Source organism: Kitasatospora sp. NPDC088548 (assembly GCF_044753005.1).
Taxonomy (GTDB): Bacteria; Actinomycetota; Actinomycetes; order Streptomycetales; family Streptomycetaceae; genus Kitasatospora.
In genome coordinates, this window is the sequence record NZ_JBIVMI010000001.1 from 83,293 (window position 1) to 102,281 (window position 18,989).

Genomic DNA, 18,989 nt, shown 5'->3' on the forward strand with positions numbered 1-18,989 from the left:
ACCGGGCTCAAGTAATAGGCCGCTGTGCTGTTGCAGACGCCGTGCCCGGCGCTCCGAGGCGGTCCATCTGATGGATAATCGGGGACTTGCCCAGACCGCAAGGCAGCGAGCCAATAGCATGGGGGCCCGGGCTACCACCCCCGGGACCCCCATGTCAGCACCTCCGTGTCGAACTCCAGCGTTGGTTGACCACGGTTTTCGCGCTCTGCATCAAATACGGCGAGAAAGGTCCAAACCCCTGCTGGCAGGGAATCCCGCAAGCTCGTCTCCGCTTCGGGATATTTCGAGGGATCGCGTTCCAGGGTTCCGGGCCTTGAACGCCGTACACGCCCCGGTTCCGGGCACCACCACAGATTTCCACAGGGTGCTGAAGCCCGTTTGTCCCGGCGACGGCTGCGGGTGTGTCAGTGCTTCTTGCCGCCGTTGAACGGCGGGGGGATGTCATCGCGACAGTAGCCCCTGCGGTGGTCGGCGGGATTACCGATCCCGCAGTACGCGGTGACGACTCCGAGGTCATGGCTGTCGGGTGACCTGCCTTCGGTGTCTGCGTGCTGCTGGACGACTACGGTGATGTTGTCGATGAAGTCCTTGTCGAAATGGAACGCCATCGTGTACGAGCATCGATTCTGGTAGCCCAGCGGCGAGCAGTACTGCGAGTCTCGCGCAATGAGCTGGATCGTGTGGGGCCCGATGTTGTGGTCCTCGCCCGCGTGCAGCCGTCCGAATCCCGCCGTCTTGGCCGGTTCAGCACTGTCGTCATCGATACGCGCTCCGCGCGCCTCACCCTTGCGAAGCATCACCTCGTAGTAGCTCAGGTCCTCCGAGACGCTCTCGCAGTTCCATTCGGTTTTGTTGATCTTGCTGTAATCGGTCGTTCCCTCCGGGCACCCGTCGCCCGCTTTGACCGCACGACCGGTCGGAACCGTGGCTTCGGGTAGGTCCTGTGCACGCAGGGCGGGCAGGCGGTCCGCCGTCGGCATGGTTCGCGTCAGCCCTGCCGGAGCCGGCGTGGGATAAATCGACCAGTTGCCGACGTGGGTGGAGTTGTTGGTGAGGTTCGCGGTGACCACTCCGGTCTGGAACAGACTCTCGCGGCCGCCCCAGGGGCTGTGCTGGGGTGGGGTGTCCTGTTCATCGGAAGTGGGGAAGCCCAGGAAGCTGGTCTCTGCCCCGAGATCAACCCATGCCTGCCGAATCAGACCGTGCACCTCGTGCGCACCGGTGACGAAGCTGAAGTAGATAGACGCACCCTCGAACTCCTGACGGCGGCTGACGCCGTCGCCAAGCACGATCTCGTCGGTGGTGGGGTATCGCATGAACCCGGCCTCGTACCCGTACTGTCCCCACTTGGTGAGGAAGTCATGAGCGACAGGGTGCGCGCTTGTTGAGGGCGACCAGTAGATGTTGCCGCCCACGAACTCAGAGAACGCCCCGGCGCCGTCCGGCGCCGGCCTTTCGTTGGACTTCGGCAGCAGTAGGAAACTCTGTGGGCCACCCAGCGCCTTGTACTTGTCCAGGATCGCGCCGCACACCTCGTAGGGCGACGGGAAGAATGTCTCGCAGCCAGGCGACGCCGCAACACCCGGTTGCGACGGCGCCGGAGACAGTGGGGCAGACCGCGCGACGCTGCCTGCGCCGATCGAGAGCATCGCAATCGCCACTGCAACGACCATGCGACACAAGCGCGCGATCCTACCGAAGGAACGCCGGTGCGTGGTCTTTGAGGTCGTCAATCGGGGCCTCCGTCCTGTCCTGCCGACGTCGATCATTGACCTAACCCTGTTGGGAATTCAGCAGAATCGGGCGGTCCAAGGTCGATCGTCCTCGCAAGGCTTCATCGACCACAGCCGCATGACTGCGAACTCACTCAAACGGGTGACGTCCTCGCAAGATCACCGCAATGGCGGCGAACTCCCACATGCTCTGCCGGAACGCAGGATTGCGCTTCCCGCCCTGGTGCGACGGAGCCGTCTCCCACTCCGGCTCAGGCCCCGGGACCTCGATCTCGGCCATGCCGACCTCCCCTGCCCGAACACCACCGCCGCATCCGGCGACGACCGTAGCTCGCCGACCGCCCACGACCGCGGTCCGACTCCGGAACCGCGCGTGTAGCAGACGTCCTGACGGTGGACAAGGGCGGCCGGTGGCGGGACCTCGCCAAGCGGACGTCAAGACTCCGTATCGGAAGTTCTACAGTCGTGTAAAACGGCGCCAGCTCGATCATGATCGTCGAATGTCTGACGATGGATCAGATACCGGCGCAGGCGGGGCGGTGCGGTTCGCACGGAAACCCACGGCAAAGCGGGTGTGTTTGACCCGTTTTGTCACCCCGTCGGAGGCCTTCCCCGGCTGGCGAGACCTGGCCAATGCCTGAGCCGGGCCTGTCATTTCGAATGCCGGATTGTCATGCTTCTCGCCAGTCCCGTTCGGTAGCCACCACCCCCACCCCCGGTGCTCTGCCGCTCGACCGTACGGGGCGCAGCACGTCAGCGCCCGTTCCGCCCCACAGGTGCCGACCCGGCCCCGGGGACGTGGTGCGACCGCGTACCGACGCGGTTTCCCGGAAGGACTCGCACGTGAAGCGAAAGCTTGCGACCGTCGCCGTGCTCTCCGCCACCGCCCTGCTCACCGGTGTCGTCCAGGTGAGCGCCACTGCCCAGGCCGGCCCGGCCCCCGCCCTCCAGGCGCAGGCCGCCCGGCAGCACGCCGCCATGATCGCGCTGGCGAACGGCCAGGCCGGACCGCTGGCCAAGGCCCTCGCGCTGGGCGGCCAGGAGAAGCTGGTCGCGAAGGACGCCGTGGTGGACGCCGACGGCACCCGCCACCTCCGTTTCGAGCGCACCTTCGCCGGCCTGCCGGTGCTCGGTGGCGATCTGGTGGTCCATCAGAAGGCCGACGGTTCGGTGAAGAAGGTCGACAAGGCCGTCTCCGCGCGGATCAGCCTGCCGAGCCTCACCCCGCGGATCCCCGTCGACCAGGCCGCCGCGCAGGCCACCGGCGCGATACGGGCCACCGTCGGCATCACCGGGGACGCCGACGAGTCCCCGCTGACCCAGGTGCACCGGACCGGCACGCCGGAGCTGGTGGTGTGGGCGAGCGACGGCAAACCGCGGCTCGCGTACCGGACCGTCGTGGAGGGCGTGCGCGCGAACCGCACCCCGAGCCGACAGCTGCTGGTCACCGACGCGACCACCGGCCAGGTGCTCTCCAGCCACGAGCAGGTGCAGACCGTCTCCGGTCCCGGCAACGGCGTCTTCGTCGGCAGCGTCCAGCTGAACACCGTCCAGAGCGGCGGCCAGTACCGGCTCCAGGACGACACCCGTGGCGGCCAGTCCACCAGCGACATGAACAACGGGACCGCCGGCAACGGCTCCCTGTTCGCCAACCCGACCAACAGTTGGGGCGACGGAACCGTCTCCAACCGCGAATCGGCCGCCGTGGACGCCCAGTTCGGCGCGGCGACCACCTGGGACTTCTACAAGAGCGCCTTCACCCGCAACGGCATCCGCAACGACGGCGTCGGCGCCGCGAGCCGCGTGCACTACGACACCAACTACACCAACGCGTTCTGGGACGACAACTGCTTCTGCATGACCTACGGCGACGGCTCGGGAGACAGCCACCCGCTGACCGAGATCGACGTGGCCGGCCACGAGATGACCCACGGCGTCACCGCCGCCACCGCCGGCCTCAACTACGCGGGCGAGTCCGGCGGCCTCAACGAGGCCACCTCCGACATCATGGGCACGATGGTCGAGTGGTACGCCGACCTGCCCTCCAACCCGCCGAACTACTGGATCGGCGAGCTGATCAACCTCAACGGCGACGGCACCCCGCTGCGCTACATGGACCAGCCCTCCAAGGACGGCCAGTCGGCCGACTACTGGTCGGCGGACGTGGGCAACCTGGATGTGCACTACTCGTCGGGCGTGGCCAACCACTTCTTCTACCTGCTGTCCGAGGGCAGCGGTGCGAAGACCGTCAACGGCTTCGGCTACAACAGCCCGACGGCCGACGGCTCGACGCCGGCCGGCATCGGGCGGGACAAGGCCGCGCAGATCTGGTACCGCGCGCTGACAGTCTACTTCACCTCCACCACCGACTACGCGGGCGCCCGCGCGGCCACCCTGAGCGCGGCGGCGGACCTGTACGGCCAGGGCGGCGCCGAGTACAACGCGGTGGCGGCCACCTGGAGCGCGGTGAACGTCAACTAGGCGTGTCGGACGGGTTGGGCGCCGGACGGCCAGGGCGTCGGACGGGTATAGGGCCTGAGGCCGCCGGGGCGGTCAGGACCACTGCAGCTCCAGCAGTGACCTGACCTCCCCGGCGGCCGCGCGCAGTTCGACGAGGAAGGCCCGCAGCACCGGGTTGCGGTTGGTGGCCCGGGTGGCCACCCCGATCCGCCGGTGCAGCCGCGGGTGGTCGAGCCGGCAGACGTGCACCCCGGAACTGTCGGCCACGCCCAGCGCCGGGATCAGCGCGACGCCCATCCCGGCCCGCGCGAGGTTGATCGTCACCTGGTAGTGGTCGCTGCGGCAGCGCACCCGGGGGCGGAACCCCTCGGCGGCGCAGGCCCGTTCGAGCACCGGCTCACCGGTGCTGCCGCCGTGCGTGCCGATCCAGCTCTCGCCCTCCAGCTCGGCCAGCCGCACCAGCGAGCGCCGCCCGAGCCGGTGCCGCAGCGGCACCACCACCAGCTGCGGCTCGTCGAAGTACATCTGGACGTCCACCGCCGCCTGCCGGCACCACGGGTCCAGCGGGTGTTCGAAGACGACGGCCGCATCCAGCCGGCCCGCCTCCAGATCGGGAATCAGCTCGTGCGGCTGCCCCATGATCAGCTCCAGCTCGACCTGTGGGTGCCGGACCGCGAACGCCGCCAGCGCCCGCGGGAGCAGATCCAGCCCCGCGGACGCGAAGAAGCCCAGCCTGAGCACGCCCGCGGTGCCCTCCGAATGCGCCCGCAGGTCGTCCTGGGCGACGGCCATCAGATCGGCGATCGCCTGCGCGTGGTCGGCGAGCCGCTCGCCCGCCGGGGTCAGCCGCAGCGACTGCGGCGCCCGTTCCACCAGCGCGACCCCCAGCTCCTGCTCCAGGCGGGCGAGCTGGTGCGAGATGGCGGACGGGCTCAGGTGCAGGGCCTGCGCGGCGGCCACGATGGTGCCCCGGCGGGCGATCTCCAGCAGGACGAGCAGACGGGCGCTGTTCAGCATCGGGCCAGATTAGGACGCATGCGACCGTCGCGCAGCCACCAGGGCCAGGTTTTCGGAATCATCCGGTCCGTTTTCGACGTCCAGGCGCAGCAGATCCTCCTCGGTCTCGCGCCGTACGACGAGGCGGGCCGCGCCGTCGCGGACGAAGACCACCGCCGGGCGGGGCAGCTTGTTGTAGTTGGACGCCATCGCGTAGCCGTAGGCGCCGGTGACGGGGGTGGCCAGCAGGTCCCCCACGCTCAGGTCGGCCGGGAGCGCCGCGTTGTCGATGATGACGTCGCCGCTCTCGCAGTGCTTGCCGACCAGCCGGGCCCGCAGCGGGCGGGGCGCCTCGGGGCAGCGCGGCAGGAACGCCTCGTAGCAGGCGCCGTACAGTGCGGGGCGCATGTTGTCGCTCATGCCGCCGTCCACGCTGACGTACGTCCGGACGTCCTTGATGTCCTTGATCGTGCCGACCCGGTACAGGGTCAGCCCGGCCCGCGCGGCGATCGAACGGCCCGGCTCCACGCCCACCTCTCCCGTCCAGCCCGCGCCGCGCACGGCCGCGTGCACCCGCTCGGCCCAGGCCGCGAACGAGGGCGCGCTCTGCCCGCCCAGGTAGGCCACGCCCAGCCCGCCGCCGACGGTCAGCCGGCGCACACCACGGGCGACGGCGAAGCGGGCGAGGGCGGCGGCGCCGTTGGCCAGCTCGGCGGCGTTCAGCACCTGGGAGCCGACGTGCGCGTGGACGCCCTCCAGGACGACGGCCGGGGAGTTCGTGGCCCGGAGCACGGCGGCGTCGGCGGTGCCGTCGGCGAGGCCGAAGCCGAACTTGGAGTCGTGCCCGCCGGTCTGGATCGCCGCATGGGCGCCGGCCGCCACCCCGGGCGCCACCCGCAGCTGTACCCGGGCGGGCGGCAGGCCCTCCTCGGCGTGCAGCCGCTCGATCCGGTCCAGCTCGTCGAAGCTGTCCACGACGATGTGGCGCAGGCCGACGGCCATCGCGGTGCGCAGCTCGGCGTCGCTCTTGTTGTTCCCGTGCAGCACGATCCGGTCCGGCGGCACCTCGGCGTGCAGGGCGACCCGCAGTTCGCCGCCCGAGGCGACGTCCAGCAGCATGCCCTCCTCATGGGCGAGGCGGGCCATAGCCGTGCAGAGGAACGCCTTGGACGCGTACGCGACGTTGCCGGGCCCGAAGGCGGCGACGGCCTCGCGGCAGCGCCGGCGCAGGTGTTCCTCGTCGTAGACGAAGAGCGGGGTCCCGTACTGCTCGGCGAGATCGTCGAGCAGGAGCCCGCCGACGGCCAGCCCATCGGGTCCGGCCTCGGCGGTGAGCGGCAACAGCCCCGGGCCGAGGGCTGATTGGGCTGGCGACAGTGGCGACACGATTCCTCCCGGGCAGGCTGGTTCACCTGCCATCCTCGGGGGGCGGGGAGGGACCGGGAAAGCGGATTCTTCGACCCCTGAGCCGTACCGATTTCGATGCTCGGGGGGAGGGGCGGGGTGGGTCAGTGCTCGGCGGGGAAGTCCCCGGCTCGGACGCCGGCCACGAACGCCCGCCAGGCGTCGGCGGGGAAGGCGAGAGCGGGGCCGCTGGCGTCCTTGCTGTCGCGGACGGCCCGGCCACCGTCCGCCAAGTCCGCTACCTCCACGCACTCCCCTGCCTGGGTGGAGTACGAAGACTTCTTGAACGGGCTTACCAGCTCGATCATGCTCACTCTCCCTGTCTCTTTCCTTCTCCACGGAGGAGTTCTCAGAGCACGCGGTTGAACGAGAGCCGCGTCGACTGCCAACGTCGATACAGCGTCGCACCCCACGCCGAAGCAACACAACAGCCCCTGCGCCCAGTTCGGCGCAGGGGCTGTTGAAGCCGGGCGGGTCAGCAGTCGGCCGGGAAGTCACCGACACGGACGCCGGCCACGAACGCCCGCCATGTCTCGGCGGGGAAGGCGAGGGCGGGGCCGCTGGCGTCCTTGCTGTCGCGGACCATGACGGCGCCTTGCAAAGTGCCGCACTCGACGCAGTTGTCGTTCGGGTTACTGGCGGCCGCCTTCTTCCACTTCACGGGAAGGGCGGAGGCAACGGGGAAGTGGGTCACTTGAGCTTGTCTCTCTTCTCTGTGATGAGGTTGAGCGACTGGTCGAGATCCAAGGCGGTCGCCATGATCTCGTCGAAGGCCGCTCTGTAGATATCCACATGGTCCGGGTCCTCCACCCAGTCACTGCTCAGCATTCCGCTGAGTAGGACGAGGTCGAGATCCCGCTGCCGGAACTCGAGCAAGGCGAAGGGACCAGCCATGCCAGGGTGCGGCGGAGCCATCGCCGGCATGATCTGAATGTTGACATTCGGGAGCCTGCTGAACTGAAGCAGCTTGTCGAGCTGGTCAACCATCACCCCCTCTGCCGCGCCCATGGTCAGCGCGGACTCGTGGATCACCGCCCACAACTTCAGTGGGCTCTCCGACCGGGTGAGGACGGATTGCCGGTTGATTCGGACTTCAACCCGCTCTTCAACACTGGGCTTCGCGAGGACGCCGCTGGAGATGATGGCGTGGGCGTATTGGCGGGTCTGGAGCAGACCCGGAATATAGGCCGACTCGTAGGACTTACTGCCGACTGCGGTCTCTTCCAGCCGAATCAGGTCTGTGTAGAGCGGGTTCAGTTGTTCATAGCCGGCCACCCACCCCGGTCGACGCTTGTCCCGGAGGATCTCGACGAGGACTTCCTTCAACTCCTCGTCGCACTGGTAGAAGTCGAGGAGCGAACGGACGACGTCCGGCTTCAGCTGGACGCGAGCGTTCTCATACCTACTGAGCTTCACCAGGTTGACGCCGTCGACCTGGGCTGCCACCTCTTCGGCTGACAGGTTCTTGAGCTCGCGGAGCCTTCTCAGCTCGGCCGCGATGCGCCGGTAGCGCACGGCCGGCACTGCAACTGCCATCTACGTAAACCCTCCAGAGCTGTCCATGGACCAGTGTGCATGGCTTTGGTGATGCTCCGCCACCACCACCGTGAGCCTAGAGGTGGCACCTTGCCCGATAGAGTGAAAGTTTTCATATTCGCTCGACATGGCTTGCGAATACCCCGAGCCATGCTCCATGCTTTCCGTAACGGAAGGCTGACAGACGGTCACATCATGCCGGAGTCTGCGCCATGCTCGCCAGCACCCCCATGCCAGTGCACTTGGCACCCTGAAGCACCGCCCGGCCGTCGCCGTCACCTATTACCCCACTCCCTGAAGGTGGCTCCGCCATGCCCGAAGCCCTCAACTGCCCTCCCCCGCCCTCCGCCTCCACCAGCTGCTGGCTGCCGCGCAGCAAGCGCTCGCCGGAGGAGGCCCGGCGAGCGCTCGAAAAGCTGCTCGCCGGCCTGCCCCACGGCCAGCGCTTCGCCGACGCCGGGCTGTTGCTGGTCTCGGAGCTCGTCACCAATGCCGTGGTCCACGGCACGCCGCCCGGCAACCGCATCTGGCTGGCGCTCTCCGTCGACGGCTCCCGCCTCCGCATCGAGGTGCACGACGCCCGGGCCGAACGCGGGCCGATCCTCCGCACGACTTCCGGAGAGGACGAGTCGGGGCGTGGTCTCCTGCTCGTCAAGTCGCTCTCCCAGCAGTGGGGTTGCTGCCCGCGCGAACACGTGGGAAAGATCATCTGGGCTGAGATCACCCCGGAGTCCGCGGCCGGCTCCGAGGAGAGTGCCGCGTGAGGGACAACCGCCTGGTCACCGCCGAGATCACCGGCATCATGCCGCCGACGACCTACTTCCTCCTCCCCAAAGCCCTCTCCTCGCTCTGGTTCTCCCTCCAGTTCCGCCCCCTCGGCAGACCCCAGTGGGAGTGGTTCGAGCGCTACCTCACCGGCCCCAGCGCCGAACGGTTCATCGTCGAACACCTCGACCACACCGGCCCGTTGTCCCTGCCGGTGATCCTCCCCGAAAGCGCCCACCACCTGCGCATCCGCTGGACCGTCCCGGGAGTTGACCGGTGATCCGCCGCGTGCACTCCTGGCTCCGCCACGAACCGGGCAACCGGTGGTTCCTCCACTGCTCACGGTCGCCGCTCGCCCGCCTCCTGCGTGCCGAACGCCGCCGCTTCGAAGCCGAACTGGCTCAGTGGCTGCCCGAGGCCTCGGAACGGATCAGGCAGCGGCTGCGGGACAGCATCGCCAACGGACCCCACTGACCGATCGGCGGGCAGGAACGCGCAACAGCCGCGCGGCCCGGGTGGGCCACGCGGCTGTGTGCGAAACGGCAGGTACTGAAGCCCGGCCGTCAGCCCTGGCGGGCGCGGCGGATCACGGAGGTGACCACCGGCGGGAGCAGGTCACCCGCGACGCGCTTGGCCACGTTGGCCGGGCGGCGGCGCTCGGCGGCGCGGGCCCGGCGGTCGGCGAGGTCCCTGGCCGCCTGCTCCTGCTCGCGCCGCAGCTCGCGGCGGGCCTCGTCGGCGGTCCGCTCGGCCTCGCGGCGGGCGGCCTCGGCGGCCAGCCGGTCGTGGTGGCGGGAGGCCGGGACCGGCCCGATGCCCTCCGAGGTGCCGAAGATCCGCAGCACCCGCTGCCCGTTCAGCGCCTCGTTGGCGAGCTCGCAGCCCTTGGCGAGGCCGATCCGGTCCAGCAGGTCGCGCTGGGCCGGCTCAGGGTCGCCCCAGGTGCCGTAGAACTTGCCCTCGGTCAGCACGATCGGCTTGAGGCCGTGGTTGAACACCGCCTCCCAGGTGGCGGCGGCGACCCCCGGGGTGTGCTGCGAGCGGTAGTCGTCCAGGACCACCACGCCGTCCGACCGGAGCGCCGTCCGGGCCACCTGGAGGTCGCCGACCACGTGCTCGTACAGGTGCGAGGCGTCGATGTGGATGAAGCGGAACGCCCCGGCCGGGATGCGGCCGCCGGCCAGGGTCGAGGTGGGCGCCTGGATGATCTCCGGCAGCCGGTCGTGGAAGGCGAGGTAGTTGTTCTCGAACGCGGAGCGGGTCAGCGTCTTCCGGTAGGACGCGTCCATCTCGGCCGCGTTCTCGTCGTCCGGGGCGTCCGAGTCGAACAGGTCGCAGACCGTGAAGGCCTCCCCGGGCTGGAGGTGCGAGCCGATCACGATCGCGCTGCGCCCCAGGTAGGCACCCATCTCCAGCAGGTCACCGGTGACCCCGGCCTTCTCCTGCCGGTTCAGGAACCACTCGAAGAGGTGCCGGTCGTGCTCCCAGAACCAGCCGGGCACGTCATTGAGCGAGGCCGGCTCTGCGGGCCGTTGCTGCTCGGCGGTCAACGCGGCGTCGGTCACGGGATGCTCCTTACGCGGTACGGACGACCCTTGCGAACGATCTCTCTGACGCGGATCCACGGGTCGGCGGGGAGGCTCTCCCCGCCGGCCGTCCGGGGCAGCCTCCGGCCCGACACGGGCACACCGCTCGGACCGGTTGCCAACGGTATTCCCGCGCGCCCGAGTTCGCTGCAATCTACCGCCGACTGATCAGCCGTGAGGAGGTTTCGGACAGAAGAGTTTCGCAACTCGCCACTTCATGGCCGCGTGGTGAACGCATCATCCGGCGGGACCGGTTCCTCCATCCTGCCGCCCCGGTGCCCGGGCTGTCACCATCAACGGGAACGATCTTCGTCGCGCCGGCCGCGCCTACGGTGGTGGCGGGCGGCCCCGCCGGAAGGGGCCCGGAGAGCTGGGAGCGGAGCGGATGAAGGCACCGGAGCGGGCACTGGCCGAGGAGTTGCTGCGGATGGCGGCCGAGGACCAGGGCGCCGCCCACCTCGCCAACAGCCCGGACCTCGCCGAGCAGGCGGTCTGGCGGCGGCTGACCGCCCGGCACGGCGACCGGCTGAACGAGATCATGACGGAGCACGGCTGGCCGTCCGAACCGCTGGTCGGCACGGACGCCGCCCGCGCCGCCTGGCTGGTCGCACAGCACGCGGACCGCCAGCTCGACGTGCAGCGGCGGGCCGTGGCGCTGATGACGGAGGCGGTCGCGGCCGGCGCGGCGAGCGCGCGGGACCTCGCCTTCCTGGCCGACCGGCTGGCCGTCAACGAGGGCCGCGAGCAGCGGTACGGCACCCAGATCGGCGCGGTGGCGGACGGCCGGCCGGTGCCCTGGCCGTGCGAGGACCCGGAGCGGCTGGACGAGCGGCGCGCGGAGGTCGGGATCGAGCCGTTCGAGGAGTACACCGCGCGGTTCGCACCGCGCTGAGCACCCGGCCGGGGGCGCCCCCGACGGCCGCGCCGACACCTGGCCCGACCAGGGAGGACACCACCGCGGCCGGTCCGGGTGCGAACCCTGCCCGGCCACGGTACGAACGGCGCCCGGCCGGCGTGCGAACACCGCCCGCACGCCGGTCGGTCACATGATCGACTCTTGCGCCGACGCACCCGGTCCGCCTTGACTGGCACCTGACCAGCGCCGCCCATCGAGCGGCCGAGAAGACGAGAGGACCCAACCGGTGCAGCAGTACGCGGAGTACGGCGACCAGTACATCGACGGCGCCTGGCGGCCCTCCCTCGACGCCGGGTCGATCCCGGTGCTGAACCCGGCGACCGAGCAGCCGCTCGCCGCCGTCCCGGCCGGCGGCGCGGCCGATGTGGACGCCGCCGTCGCCGCGGCCCGACGGGCGGCCCGGGCCTGGGCCGCCACCACCCGTGAGGAGCGGCTGGCGCCGCTGACCCGGCTGCGGGACGGCCTGGCCGCCGCGCAGGAGGAGATCGCCGAGACGGTGGTCGCCGAGCTGGGCGCGCCGGTCGGCTTCGCCACCGCCGTGCACGCCGGGCTGCCGCTGGCCGTCACCGGCTCCTACCTCACGCTGCTCGCGGAGTACCCGTTCGAGGAGCGGATCGGCAACTCCGTGGTGCTCGCCGAACCGGCCGGCGTGGTCGCGGCGATCACGCCGTGGAACTACCCGCTGCACCAGATCGTGGCCAAGGTCGTCCCCGCGCTGGCCGCCGGCTGTCCGGTGGTGCTCAAGCCGGCCGAGGACACCCCGCTGGTGGCCCGGCTGTTCGCGCGGCTCGTCCACGGGGCGGGCTTCCCGGCGGGGGTGTTCAACCTGGTGACCGGCACCGGCGCGGTCGCGGGGGCGGCGCTCGCCGGGCACCCGGGCGTGGACGTGGTCTCGTTCACCGGGTCGACCGCCGTCGGCCGGGCGGTCGCCGAGACCGCGGGGCGCGGAATCAAGCGGGTGGCACTGGAGTTGGGCGGCAAGTCCGCCAATGTGGTGCTGCCCGGCGCCGACCTCACCCGGGCGGTCAACGTCAACGTGGCCAACGTCTTCGCCAACTCCGGCCAGACGTGCAGCGCGTGGACCAGGCTGCTGGTCCACCAGGACCAGTACGAGGAGGCGGTGGCGATCGCCGAGCGGGCCGCCGCCAAGTACACCCCGGGCGACCCGGCGGACCCGCAGACCCGGATCGGGCCGGTGGTCAACGCCCGCCAGCGGGAGCGGGTGCGCGGCTACATCACCGGCGCGCTCGCCGAGGGCGCCCGGCTCGTCGCGGGCGGCGCCGACGCCCCCGAGGGCCTGGCCACCGGCTTCTACGTCCGGCCGACGGTACTCGCCGATGTGACCGCCGACATGACGGTCGCCCAGGAGGAGGTGTTCGGCCCGGTACTGGCCGTGCTCGCCTACCGTGACGAGGAGCACGCCGCCGAACTGGCCAACGGCACCGAGTACGGACTGGCCGGCGGCGTCTGGGCCGCGGACACCGACACCGCTGCCGCGTTCGCCCGCCGCCTGGACACCGGGCAGGTGGACCTCAACGGCGGGCGCTTCAACCCGCTGGCGCCGTTCGGCGGTTACAAGAACTCGGGGCTCGGCCGGGAGCTGGGGCGACACGGGCTGGAGGAGTTCCTGCAGTACAAGTCGCTTCAGTACTAGCCGATTTGTGGGGTGCGGGCCCGGCCGGGCCCGCACCCCCCGCGCGCCCATCAGGACAGGTCGACGCCCGGGTAGAGCGGGAAGCCGGCGAGCAGATCGGCGGCGCGCTTGGCGACGCCGTCGCGCAGCGACTCGTCCAGGGTGTACTGGGCCTTGGAGGAGGCGCCGGTGCGGCCGACGGCCGGGGTGGTGCCGCGCAGCACGGTGTCGATCAGGCCGGCGATCTCGTCCATCTCGGCGACGCCCAGACCCCGGGTGGTGAGCGCGGGTGTGCCGAGCCGGACGCCCGAGGTGTACCAGGCGCCGTTCGGGTCCTGCGGGACGGAGTTGCGGTTGGTGACGATGCCCGAGTCCAGCAGCGCCGCCTCGGCCTGACGGCCCGTCAGGCCGTAGCCGGAGACGTCCGCGAGGACGAGGTGGTTGTCGGTGCCGCCGGTGACCAGCTTGCCGCCACGGCGCAGCAGGCCCTCGGCGAGGGCGTGGGCGTTGTCCACCACCCGGCGGGCGTACAGCTGGAACTCCGGGCGGCGGGCCTCGGCGAAGGCGACCGCCTTGGCGGCCATCACGTGCGACAGCGGGCCGCCGAGCACCAGCGGGCAGCCGCGGTCGACGTGCTCGGCCAGCTCGGAGGTGCAGAGGACCATGCCGCCGCGCGGGCCGCGCAGCGACTTGTGGGTGGTGGTGGTGACGATGTGGGCGTGCGGGACGGGGTCGAAGTCACCGGTGAGCACCTTGCCGGCGACCAGCCCGGCGAAGTGCGCCATGTCGACCATCAGGGTCGCGCCGACCTCGTCCGCGATCTCGCGCATCGTCCGGAAGTTCACCAGCCGCGGGTACGCCGAGTAGCCGGCCACCAGGATCAGCGGGCGGAACTCCCGGGCGGTGGCGCGCAGCGCGTCGTAGTCGATCAGGCCGGTGGCCGGGTCGGTGCCGTAGCTGCGCTGCTCGAACATCTTGCCCGAGATGTTGGGGCGGAAGCCGTGGGTGAGGTGGCCGCCGGTGTCCAGGGACATGCCGAGCATCCGCTGGTTGCCGAGCTCGTGGCGGAGTTCGGCCCAGTCCTGCTCGGTGAGGTCGTTGACGTTGCGGACGTCGGCCCGCCGGAGGGCCGGGCTCTCGATCCGCTGGGAGAGCACCGCCCAGAAGGCGGTCAGGTTGGCGTCGATGCCGGAGTGCGGCTGGACGTAGGCGTGGTCGGCGCCGAAGAGCGCGCGGGCGTGCTCGGCGGCGATCGTCTCGACGGTGTCGACGTTGCGGCAGCCGGCGTAGAAGCGGCGGCCGGCGGTGCCCTCGGCGTACTTGTCGCTGAGCCAGTTGCCCATGGCGAGCAGGACGGCCGGGGAGGCGTAGTTCTCGCTGGCGATCAGCTTGAGCGAGGCGCGCTGGTCCTCGATCTCCTGGCCGATCGCGGCGGCGATCCGCGGCTCCACGTCGCGGACGACGTCGAGGGCGCTGCGGAACGCGGTGTTGGCGGCGGCGCTCGCGGTGGTGTGCGGCGTCGCGGGGGTGGCAGGGGTGGCCAAGGCGGTCTCCTCGTGGCAGGCGGACGAGTACGGACGGCCCAGGCGCTCGGCAACTGACGTGCGTCGGCACGGAGCCGCTTCCCGATGGTCGATTCCATCCGTGCGCGCCAGTCGCGGCTCCCTGGGATCGTATCAACGCCCCAGCGGGTGTGGCGGAGATCTCAGAATGCGGGACGACACCCTGCACATCGCCCGGTTTGCCCCCTTACGGGCGTTCTAGTGCAACGGCAGTATTGCAGCGGAATGAAGCCGTCACAATTCCCGAAACATTGCCCCGGAGTTCCGCCGGGAATGATTTGCGGAAGTCCGGTGGTGTCCGATCTGATGGCGTTCGGCAGGCCGCCGGGAAACCCCCGTAGGCCGGTCCGGAAATGCACACCAGCGCACCCTCACCCACGGGGCGGCGGAGAATTCGGGGAGTACGCCTCTCATGGCAGTGGTCGAGACAGTCGCAGGCACGCCCGACGCTCCGGGCGCCCCGGACGCGCCGCGGGCCCGGCCCCCCGCTCCGCAGGACCGCCCGCTGCGCGCTGCGCTGCGCCGGATCCGCCGCGACCGGGTCGGCGCCGCCGCCCTCGCCGTCGTCCTGCTCTTCCTGCTGCTCGCGCTCGCCGCGCCGCTGATCGCCGCCCTGTACGGCAAGAACCCGGTCGAGCACTACGGCCAGAACACGCCCGGCCTGCTCAGCGACGGCGGGCTGCCGATGCTGCCCAACGGCGGTATCTCCGGCGACTTCTGGTTCGGCCTGGAGCCGGGCCTCGGCCGGGACGTGTTCACCCAGCTGCTGTACGGCATCCGCACCTCGCTGCTGATCGCCTTCGCCTCGGCGGTCATCACCACCACCCTCGGGGTGCTGGTCGGCGTCGCCGTGGGCTACCTGGGCGGGGTCACCGACCGGCTCTTCGGCTTCCTCTCCCATGTGCTGCTGGCCTTCCCCACCCTGCTCCTGCTGCTCGCGCTCAGCCCGATCATCCAGTCCCGGCTGGTCGATCCCGGCACCGCGGAACCGGAGTGGATGCAGTTCCTGGTGCTGATCCTGGTCTTCTCCGCGTTCGGCTGGATTCCGCTCGCGCTTTCCCTGCGCGCCTCCGTCCGGTCGCTTCGGGAAAGGGATTTCGTGCAGTCCGCCCGGGCGCTCGGCGCCGGCGGATTCCATATCGTCGTCCGCGAACTCCTGCCGAATGTCCGGGCGCAGCTTCTGGTGCACGCCACGATGGCGGTGCCGACCTTCGTCGCCTCCGAGGCGGTGCTCTCGTTCCTCGGTGTCGGCATCACCGAGCCGATCCCGGACTGGGGCCGGATGATCGCCCGCGGCTCCGAGGTCTTCCAGGCCGACCCGACCTACATGTTCTTCCCGGGCGTGGCGCTGCTGCTCTTCGTGCTGGCCTTCAACCTGCTCGGGGACGCCGTCCGGGACGCCCTGGATCCGCGCGCCGCCCGCTGAGACCCGGCCCGCCGGCCTTCTCCGTCTTCTTCTTCCCGCCGCTCCTCATGTCACCTACCAGCCCCGGCCACCGGGGCAAGGAGAGATTCGCCATGCGCTGGATCAAACCGTCCCTCGCCGTCGTCGCCACCGCGCTGCTGGCGACCTCCTGCTCGGCCGGGGCGGGCGCGGGCTCCGGTGCCGCCGCCGGCGGTCCGGCCGCCAAGGACGCCTCCCCGCTGACCGCCGCGCTCGGCACCGAGAAGGAGAGCGCCGGCCCGGCCCCCGCCGTCCCCGGTGCCCGCCAGGGCGGCACGGTGAACGTCTACAACACCACCGACTTCCGCCACCTCGACCCGCAGAAGGTGTACGCGGGCGCCACCTACAACACCTCGCTGCTCTGGGGCCGCCAGCTGACCCAGTACCAGGTGGTGGACGGCAAGGCCAGGCTGGTCGGCGACCTCGCCACCGACACCGGCACCTCCGCCGACGGCGGCCGCACCTGGACGTACAAGCTCAAGGAGGGCCTGGCCTGGGAGGACGGCCAGCCGATCACCTCCCAGCAGGTCAGGTACGGCATCGAGCGCAGCTTCGGCAAGGGCTACGAGGTCGGCCCGCCGTACTGGCCGCAGTGGCTGACCGGCGAGGCCAGCTACGAGGACGCCCGCAAGAAGTACTCCGGCCCGCAGGACGGCGACCTCGCCGCGATCGAGACCCCGGACGAGCGCACCGTCGTCTTCCACTTCCCGCAGCCGCAGGCCGACGTCCCGTACATGGCCGCGCAGTCCTCCTCCTCGCCGGTGCGCAAGGACAAGGACACCGGTACGGACTACGACCGGCTGCCGTTCGCCAGCGGCCCGTACCGGATCGCCGAGCACGTCCAGAACACCCGGCTGGTGCTGGAGCGCAACCCGCACTGGAAGGCGGAGACCGACCCGATCCGCAACCAGTACCCGGAGAAGTTCGTCTTCACCTTCGGCAAGGAGGCGCTCAACCTCAACCAGGAGATCCTCTCCGGCCGCGACGGCGGCGCCGACGCCACCACGGTCGCCACCCAGCTCTCCCCCGAGCTGTACCAGACCGTCGACACCGACCCGAAGGCGAAGGAACTGGTCGTCTCCGGCCGCCAGGGCGCCTTCGTCACCCAGCTGATGATCAACAACGAGCGGGTGCCGGACGTCGCGGTCCGCAAGGCCCTCCACCTCGCCTACCCTCGCCAGCAGGCCCGCCAGGTCCAGGGCGGCACCCGGATCGGCGAGCTGGCCAGCACGCTCAGCTCGCCCGCGCTGGTCGACTGGCAGACCTACGACCTGTACCCGGCCAAGCCGGAGGGCGACCCGGAGGCCGCCAAGCAGGCCCTCTCCGAGGCCAAGCAGCCGCCGGCCGGCCTGACCTACGCGTACGCCAACACGCCCACCGGGCAGCGGGTCGCCCAGGTGCTGGTCGAGGGCTTCGGCAAGGCCGGCATCACCATCGTGCCCAAGCCGGTCGACCCGAAGGCCCTGCTGGACGAGGCACACCGCGCCGACTCCCCGTACGACCTGTTCGAGGAGACCAGTTCGGTGGACTGGCCGACCCCGTCCACGCTGATCCCGTTCTCCTTCGACGGCCGCGCCAACAGCGACCTCAACGCCGCCCGGTACCACAACGCCGAGGTGGACAAGGAGATCGACCGGATCAACCAGATCGGCGAGCCCCGGCAGAAGGCCAAGGAGCTGTACGCGCTGGAGCAGACCGTGATGAAGGACCTGCCGGTGCTGCCCTTCGCCTACCCCAACATGAACCAGCTGCGCGGCAGCAACATCGGCGGGGCGTTCATCCACCCGATCTACGGGTCGGTCAGCCTGGCCTGGCTCTACCTGAAGTCCTGAGCCTCGCCCGCCCCGGCCCCCGCCGTCCGCGCGGGGGCCGGGGCGGGGCCCCTCCCCGCTCCCTGTCTCCGTCGTCTCCCCTGCCCCCTCTGTTTCCCTCCTCCTCGACCCCGGACCGGCCATGCTCTCCTTCGCCCTGCGGCGGACCCTCCAGGCCCTCGCCGTGCTGGTCGCGGTCTCCGCCGCCGCCTTCGCCCTCTTCTACGCCGCCCCCGCCGACCCGGCCCGCGCCGCCTGCGGCCCGCGCTGCGACACCGGCCAGGTCGCGGCGGTCCGCCAGAGCATGGGACTGGACCAGCCGCTGCTGACCCAGTACACCGACTACCTGGCCGGGGTGGTCGCCGGACGGGACATCAGCGATGTCGACGGCTCCGTCATCCACTGCGACGCGCCGTGCCTCGGCTACTCCTACCGGCTCCACCAGCCCGTCACCGAGGCGCTGGCCGACCACCTGCCGGTCACCTTCTCGCTCACCGCCGGCGCACTCGTCGTCCTGATGGTGCTCGGTCTCGGCACCGGCTTCGTCTCCGCGCTGCGCCACGGCACCCGCACCGACCGGCTGCTCTCCGGCTTCACCCTGGTCGGCGCGAGCGTGCAGATCTACTTCCTCGGGTACGTCGCCCAGTGGGCGCTGGTCTACTCGACCGGCCTGCTGCCACTGCCCTCCTACACCCCGCCGGCGAAGGACCTGGCCGCCTGGGCGGGCGGGATGCTGCTGCCCTGGCTGGTCCTCGGCTTCGTCAACTCCGCCGTGTTCGCCCGGCTCTCCCGCTCCCAGCTGCTGGAGACGATGAACGAGGAGTACGTCCGCACCGCGCGCGGCAAGGGCCTCGGCCGGCTGCGCGCCCACCTCAAGTACACCTCGCGCGGCGCCGCCGGACCGCTGGTGCAGTTGCTCGGTCTGGAGGCCGGCGCGCTGCTGGGCGGTGCGGTGATCACCGAGACGGTGTTCGGCCTGAACGGCGTCGGCACCTTCGCGGCGGAGGCCGTCTCCGGGCAGGACCTGCCCGCCGTGGTCGGCGCCGTCCTGCTGGCCGCCTGCTTCGTGGTGCTGTTCGTCGCGCTGGCCGACCTGGTGGTGGCCTGGCTCGACCCCCGCATCCGCCTCAGCTGACCCGCCCA

18 protein-coding genes and 1 riboswitch are annotated in these 18,989 nt (G+C 70.8%); of the genes, 9 read left to right on the plus strand and 9 right to left on the minus strand.

Annotated features, from left to right (window positions below):
• Positions 1 to 404: 404 nt before the first annotated feature.
• Both ACIP82_RS00375 and ACIP82_RS00380 read right to left on the minus strand, forming a co-directional pair.
• The gene (locus ACIP82_RS00375; RefSeq protein ID WP_400649267.1) at positions 405 to 1,661 is read right to left on the minus strand and encodes an LGFP repeat-containing protein; all 1,257 of its coding nucleotides are present in this window, start codon (positions 1,659 to 1,661) and stop codon (positions 405 to 407) included.
• A gap of 202 nt (positions 1,662 to 1,863) precedes the next feature.
• Positions 1,864 to 2,013 (minus strand): hypothetical protein, encoded by a 150-nt coding sequence (locus ACIP82_RS00380; RefSeq protein WP_400649269.1) that lies wholly within the window; start codon positions 2,011 to 2,013, stop codon positions 1,864 to 1,866.
• Positions 2,014 to 2,576: 563 nt separating this feature from the next.
• On the opposite strand from ACIP82_RS00380, the gene ACIP82_RS00385 reads away from it, so the two are divergent.
• A complete protein-coding gene (locus ACIP82_RS00385; RefSeq protein ID WP_400649271.1) occupies positions 2,577 to 4,214 on the plus strand; it encodes a M4 family metallopeptidase in 1,638 nt (545 codons plus the stop codon).
• 72 nt (positions 4,215 to 4,286) lie between these two features.
• Here the strand turns inward: ACIP82_RS00385 and ACIP82_RS00390 are convergent, their stop codons facing one another.
• From ACIP82_RS00390 to ACIP82_RS00410, 5 genes are all read right to left on the minus strand, one after another.
• On the minus strand, positions 4,287 to 5,210 hold the full coding sequence (locus tag ACIP82_RS00390; RefSeq protein ID WP_363611696.1) for a LysR substrate-binding domain-containing protein: 924 nt from the start codon (positions 5,208 to 5,210) through the stop codon (positions 4,287 to 4,289).
• 9 nt (positions 5,211 to 5,219) lie between these two features.
• A complete protein-coding gene (gene lysA / locus ACIP82_RS00395) occupies positions 5,220 to 6,575 on the minus strand; it encodes a diaminopimelate decarboxylase (protein WP_400649272.1) in 1,356 nt (451 codons plus the stop codon).
• Between the two features lie 122 nt (positions 6,576 to 6,697).
• Positions 6,698 to 6,901, minus strand: coding sequence for a DUF397 domain-containing protein (locus tag ACIP82_RS00400; protein ID WP_400649275.1), 204 nt, complete (start codon positions 6,899 to 6,901; stop codon positions 6,698 to 6,700).
• 167 nt (positions 6,902 to 7,068) lie between these two features.
• Positions 7,069 to 7,254: a DUF397 domain-containing protein gene (locus tag ACIP82_RS00405; protein ID WP_400649277.1), complete on the minus strand. Its 186-nt coding sequence runs from the start codon at positions 7,252 to 7,254 to the stop codon at positions 7,069 to 7,071.
• 29 nt (positions 7,255 to 7,283) lie between these two features.
• Positions 7,284 to 8,129: a helix-turn-helix domain-containing protein gene (locus ACIP82_RS00410; RefSeq protein ID WP_400649280.1), complete on the minus strand. Its 846-nt coding sequence runs from the start codon at positions 8,127 to 8,129 to the stop codon at positions 7,284 to 7,286.
• A 311-nt stretch (positions 8,130 to 8,440) separates the two neighbouring features.
• On the opposite strand from ACIP82_RS00410, the gene ACIP82_RS00415 reads away from it, so the two are divergent.
• Genes ACIP82_RS00415 through ACIP82_RS00425 form a run of 3 tightly spaced genes read left to right on the plus strand, consistent with a single transcriptional unit; the run spans position 8,441 to position 9,368 of the window.
• Positions 8,441 to 8,893: an ATP-binding protein gene (locus ACIP82_RS00415; RefSeq protein ID WP_363611681.1), complete on the plus strand. Its 453-nt coding sequence runs from the start codon at positions 8,441 to 8,443 to the stop codon at positions 8,891 to 8,893.
• Complete coding sequence (locus ACIP82_RS00420; protein WP_400649283.1) at positions 8,890 to 9,174, plus strand: hypothetical protein; 285 nt, start codon at positions 8,890 to 8,892, stop codon at positions 9,172 to 9,174. The genes ACIP82_RS00415 and ACIP82_RS00420 overlap by 4 nt, the downstream gene beginning before the upstream one ends.
• Positions 9,171 to 9,368, plus strand: a complete 198-nt coding sequence (locus tag ACIP82_RS00425) for a hypothetical protein (RefSeq protein WP_400649286.1) — start codon at positions 9,171 to 9,173, stop codon at positions 9,366 to 9,368. Before ACIP82_RS00420 ends, ACIP82_RS00425 begins: the two co-directional genes overlap by 4 nt.
• Positions 9,369 to 9,457: 89 nt before the next feature.
• Here ACIP82_RS00425 and ACIP82_RS00430 read toward each other — a convergent pair whose 3' ends face one another.
• Entirely contained in the window at positions 9,458 to 10,459 is a 1,002-nt protein-coding gene (locus ACIP82_RS00430) for a class I SAM-dependent methyltransferase (protein ID WP_400649288.1), read from the minus strand.
• A 406-nt stretch (positions 10,460 to 10,865) separates the two neighbouring features.
• On the opposite strand from ACIP82_RS00430, the gene ACIP82_RS00435 reads away from it, so the two are divergent.
• A complete protein-coding gene (locus tag ACIP82_RS00435; RefSeq protein ID WP_400649291.1) occupies positions 10,866 to 11,372 on the plus strand; it encodes a DUF6624 domain-containing protein in 507 nt (168 codons plus the stop codon).
• Positions 11,373 to 11,622: 250 nt separating this feature from the next.
• Entirely contained in the window at positions 11,623 to 13,050 is a 1,428-nt protein-coding gene (locus tag ACIP82_RS00440; RefSeq protein ID WP_400649293.1) for an aldehyde dehydrogenase family protein, read from the plus strand.
• Between the two features lie 50 nt (positions 13,051 to 13,100).
• Here the strand turns inward: ACIP82_RS00440 and ACIP82_RS00445 are convergent, their stop codons facing one another.
• On the minus strand, positions 13,101 to 14,573 hold the full coding sequence (locus tag ACIP82_RS00445) for a glycine hydroxymethyltransferase (protein ID WP_400649295.1): 1,473 nt from the start codon (positions 14,571 to 14,573) through the stop codon (positions 13,101 to 13,103).
• Between the two features lie 29 nt (positions 14,574 to 14,602).
• A riboswitch (ZMP/ZTP riboswitch) is annotated at positions 14,603 to 14,698 on the minus strand.
• A 305-nt stretch (positions 14,699 to 15,003) separates the two neighbouring features.
• Between ACIP82_RS00445 and ACIP82_RS00450 the strand changes: the two genes are divergently transcribed.
• The 3 genes from ACIP82_RS00450 to ACIP82_RS00460 all read left to right on the plus strand — a co-directional run bounded on the left by ACIP82_RS00450 (position 15,004) and on the right by ACIP82_RS00460 (position 18,981).
• On the plus strand, positions 15,004 to 16,017 hold the full coding sequence (locus ACIP82_RS00450; protein WP_400649297.1) for an ABC transporter permease: 1,014 nt from the start codon (positions 15,004 to 15,006) through the stop codon (positions 16,015 to 16,017).
• Between the two features lie 92 nt (positions 16,018 to 16,109).
• Positions 16,110 to 17,867 (plus strand): ABC transporter substrate-binding protein, encoded by a 1,758-nt coding sequence (locus ACIP82_RS00455; protein WP_400649299.1) that lies wholly within the window; start codon positions 16,110 to 16,112, stop codon positions 17,865 to 17,867.
• A gap of 121 nt (positions 17,868 to 17,988) precedes the next feature.
• A complete protein-coding gene (locus ACIP82_RS00460) occupies positions 17,989 to 18,981 on the plus strand; it encodes an ABC transporter permease (protein ID WP_363606582.1) in 993 nt (330 codons plus the stop codon).
• Positions 18,982 to 18,989 lie beyond the last annotated feature (8 nt).

What these genes read in the sequence shown, in the direction of transcription:
- ACIP82_RS00390 (WP_363611696.1), bottom strand. Translation starts at nt 5,210, where the DNA reads ATGCTGAACAGCGCCCGTCTGCTCGTCCTGCTGGAGATCGCCCGCCGG.
- ACIP82_RS00400 (WP_400649275.1), bottom strand. Translation starts at nt 6,901, where the DNA reads ATGATCGAGCTGGTAAGCCCGTTCAAGAAGTCTTCGTACTCCACCCAG.
- ACIP82_RS00455 (WP_400649299.1), top strand. Translation starts at nt 16,110, where the DNA reads ATGCGCTGGATCAAACCGTCCCTCGCCGTCGTCGCCACCGCGCTGCTG.
- ACIP82_RS00450 (WP_400649297.1), top strand. Translation starts at nt 15,004, where the DNA reads ATGGCAGTGGTCGAGACAGTCGCAGGCACGCCCGACGCTCCGGGCGCC.
- ACIP82_RS00460 (WP_363606582.1), top strand. Translation starts at nt 17,989, where the DNA reads ATGCTCTCCTTCGCCCTGCGGCGGACCCTCCAGGCCCTCGCCGTGCTG.
- ACIP82_RS00410 (WP_400649280.1), bottom strand. Translation starts at nt 8,129, where the DNA reads ATGGCAGTTGCAGTGCCGGCCGTGCGCTACCGGCGCATCGCGGCCGAG.
- ACIP82_RS00415 (WP_363611681.1), top strand. Translation starts at nt 8,441, where the DNA reads ATGCCCGAAGCCCTCAACTGCCCTCCCCCGCCCTCCGCCTCCACCAGC.
- ACIP82_RS00435 (WP_400649291.1), top strand. Translation starts at nt 10,866, where the DNA reads ATGAAGGCACCGGAGCGGGCACTGGCCGAGGAGTTGCTGCGGATGGCG.
- ACIP82_RS00380 (WP_400649269.1), bottom strand. Translation starts at nt 2,013, where the DNA reads ATGGCCGAGATCGAGGTCCCGGGGCCTGAGCCGGAGTGGGAGACGGCT.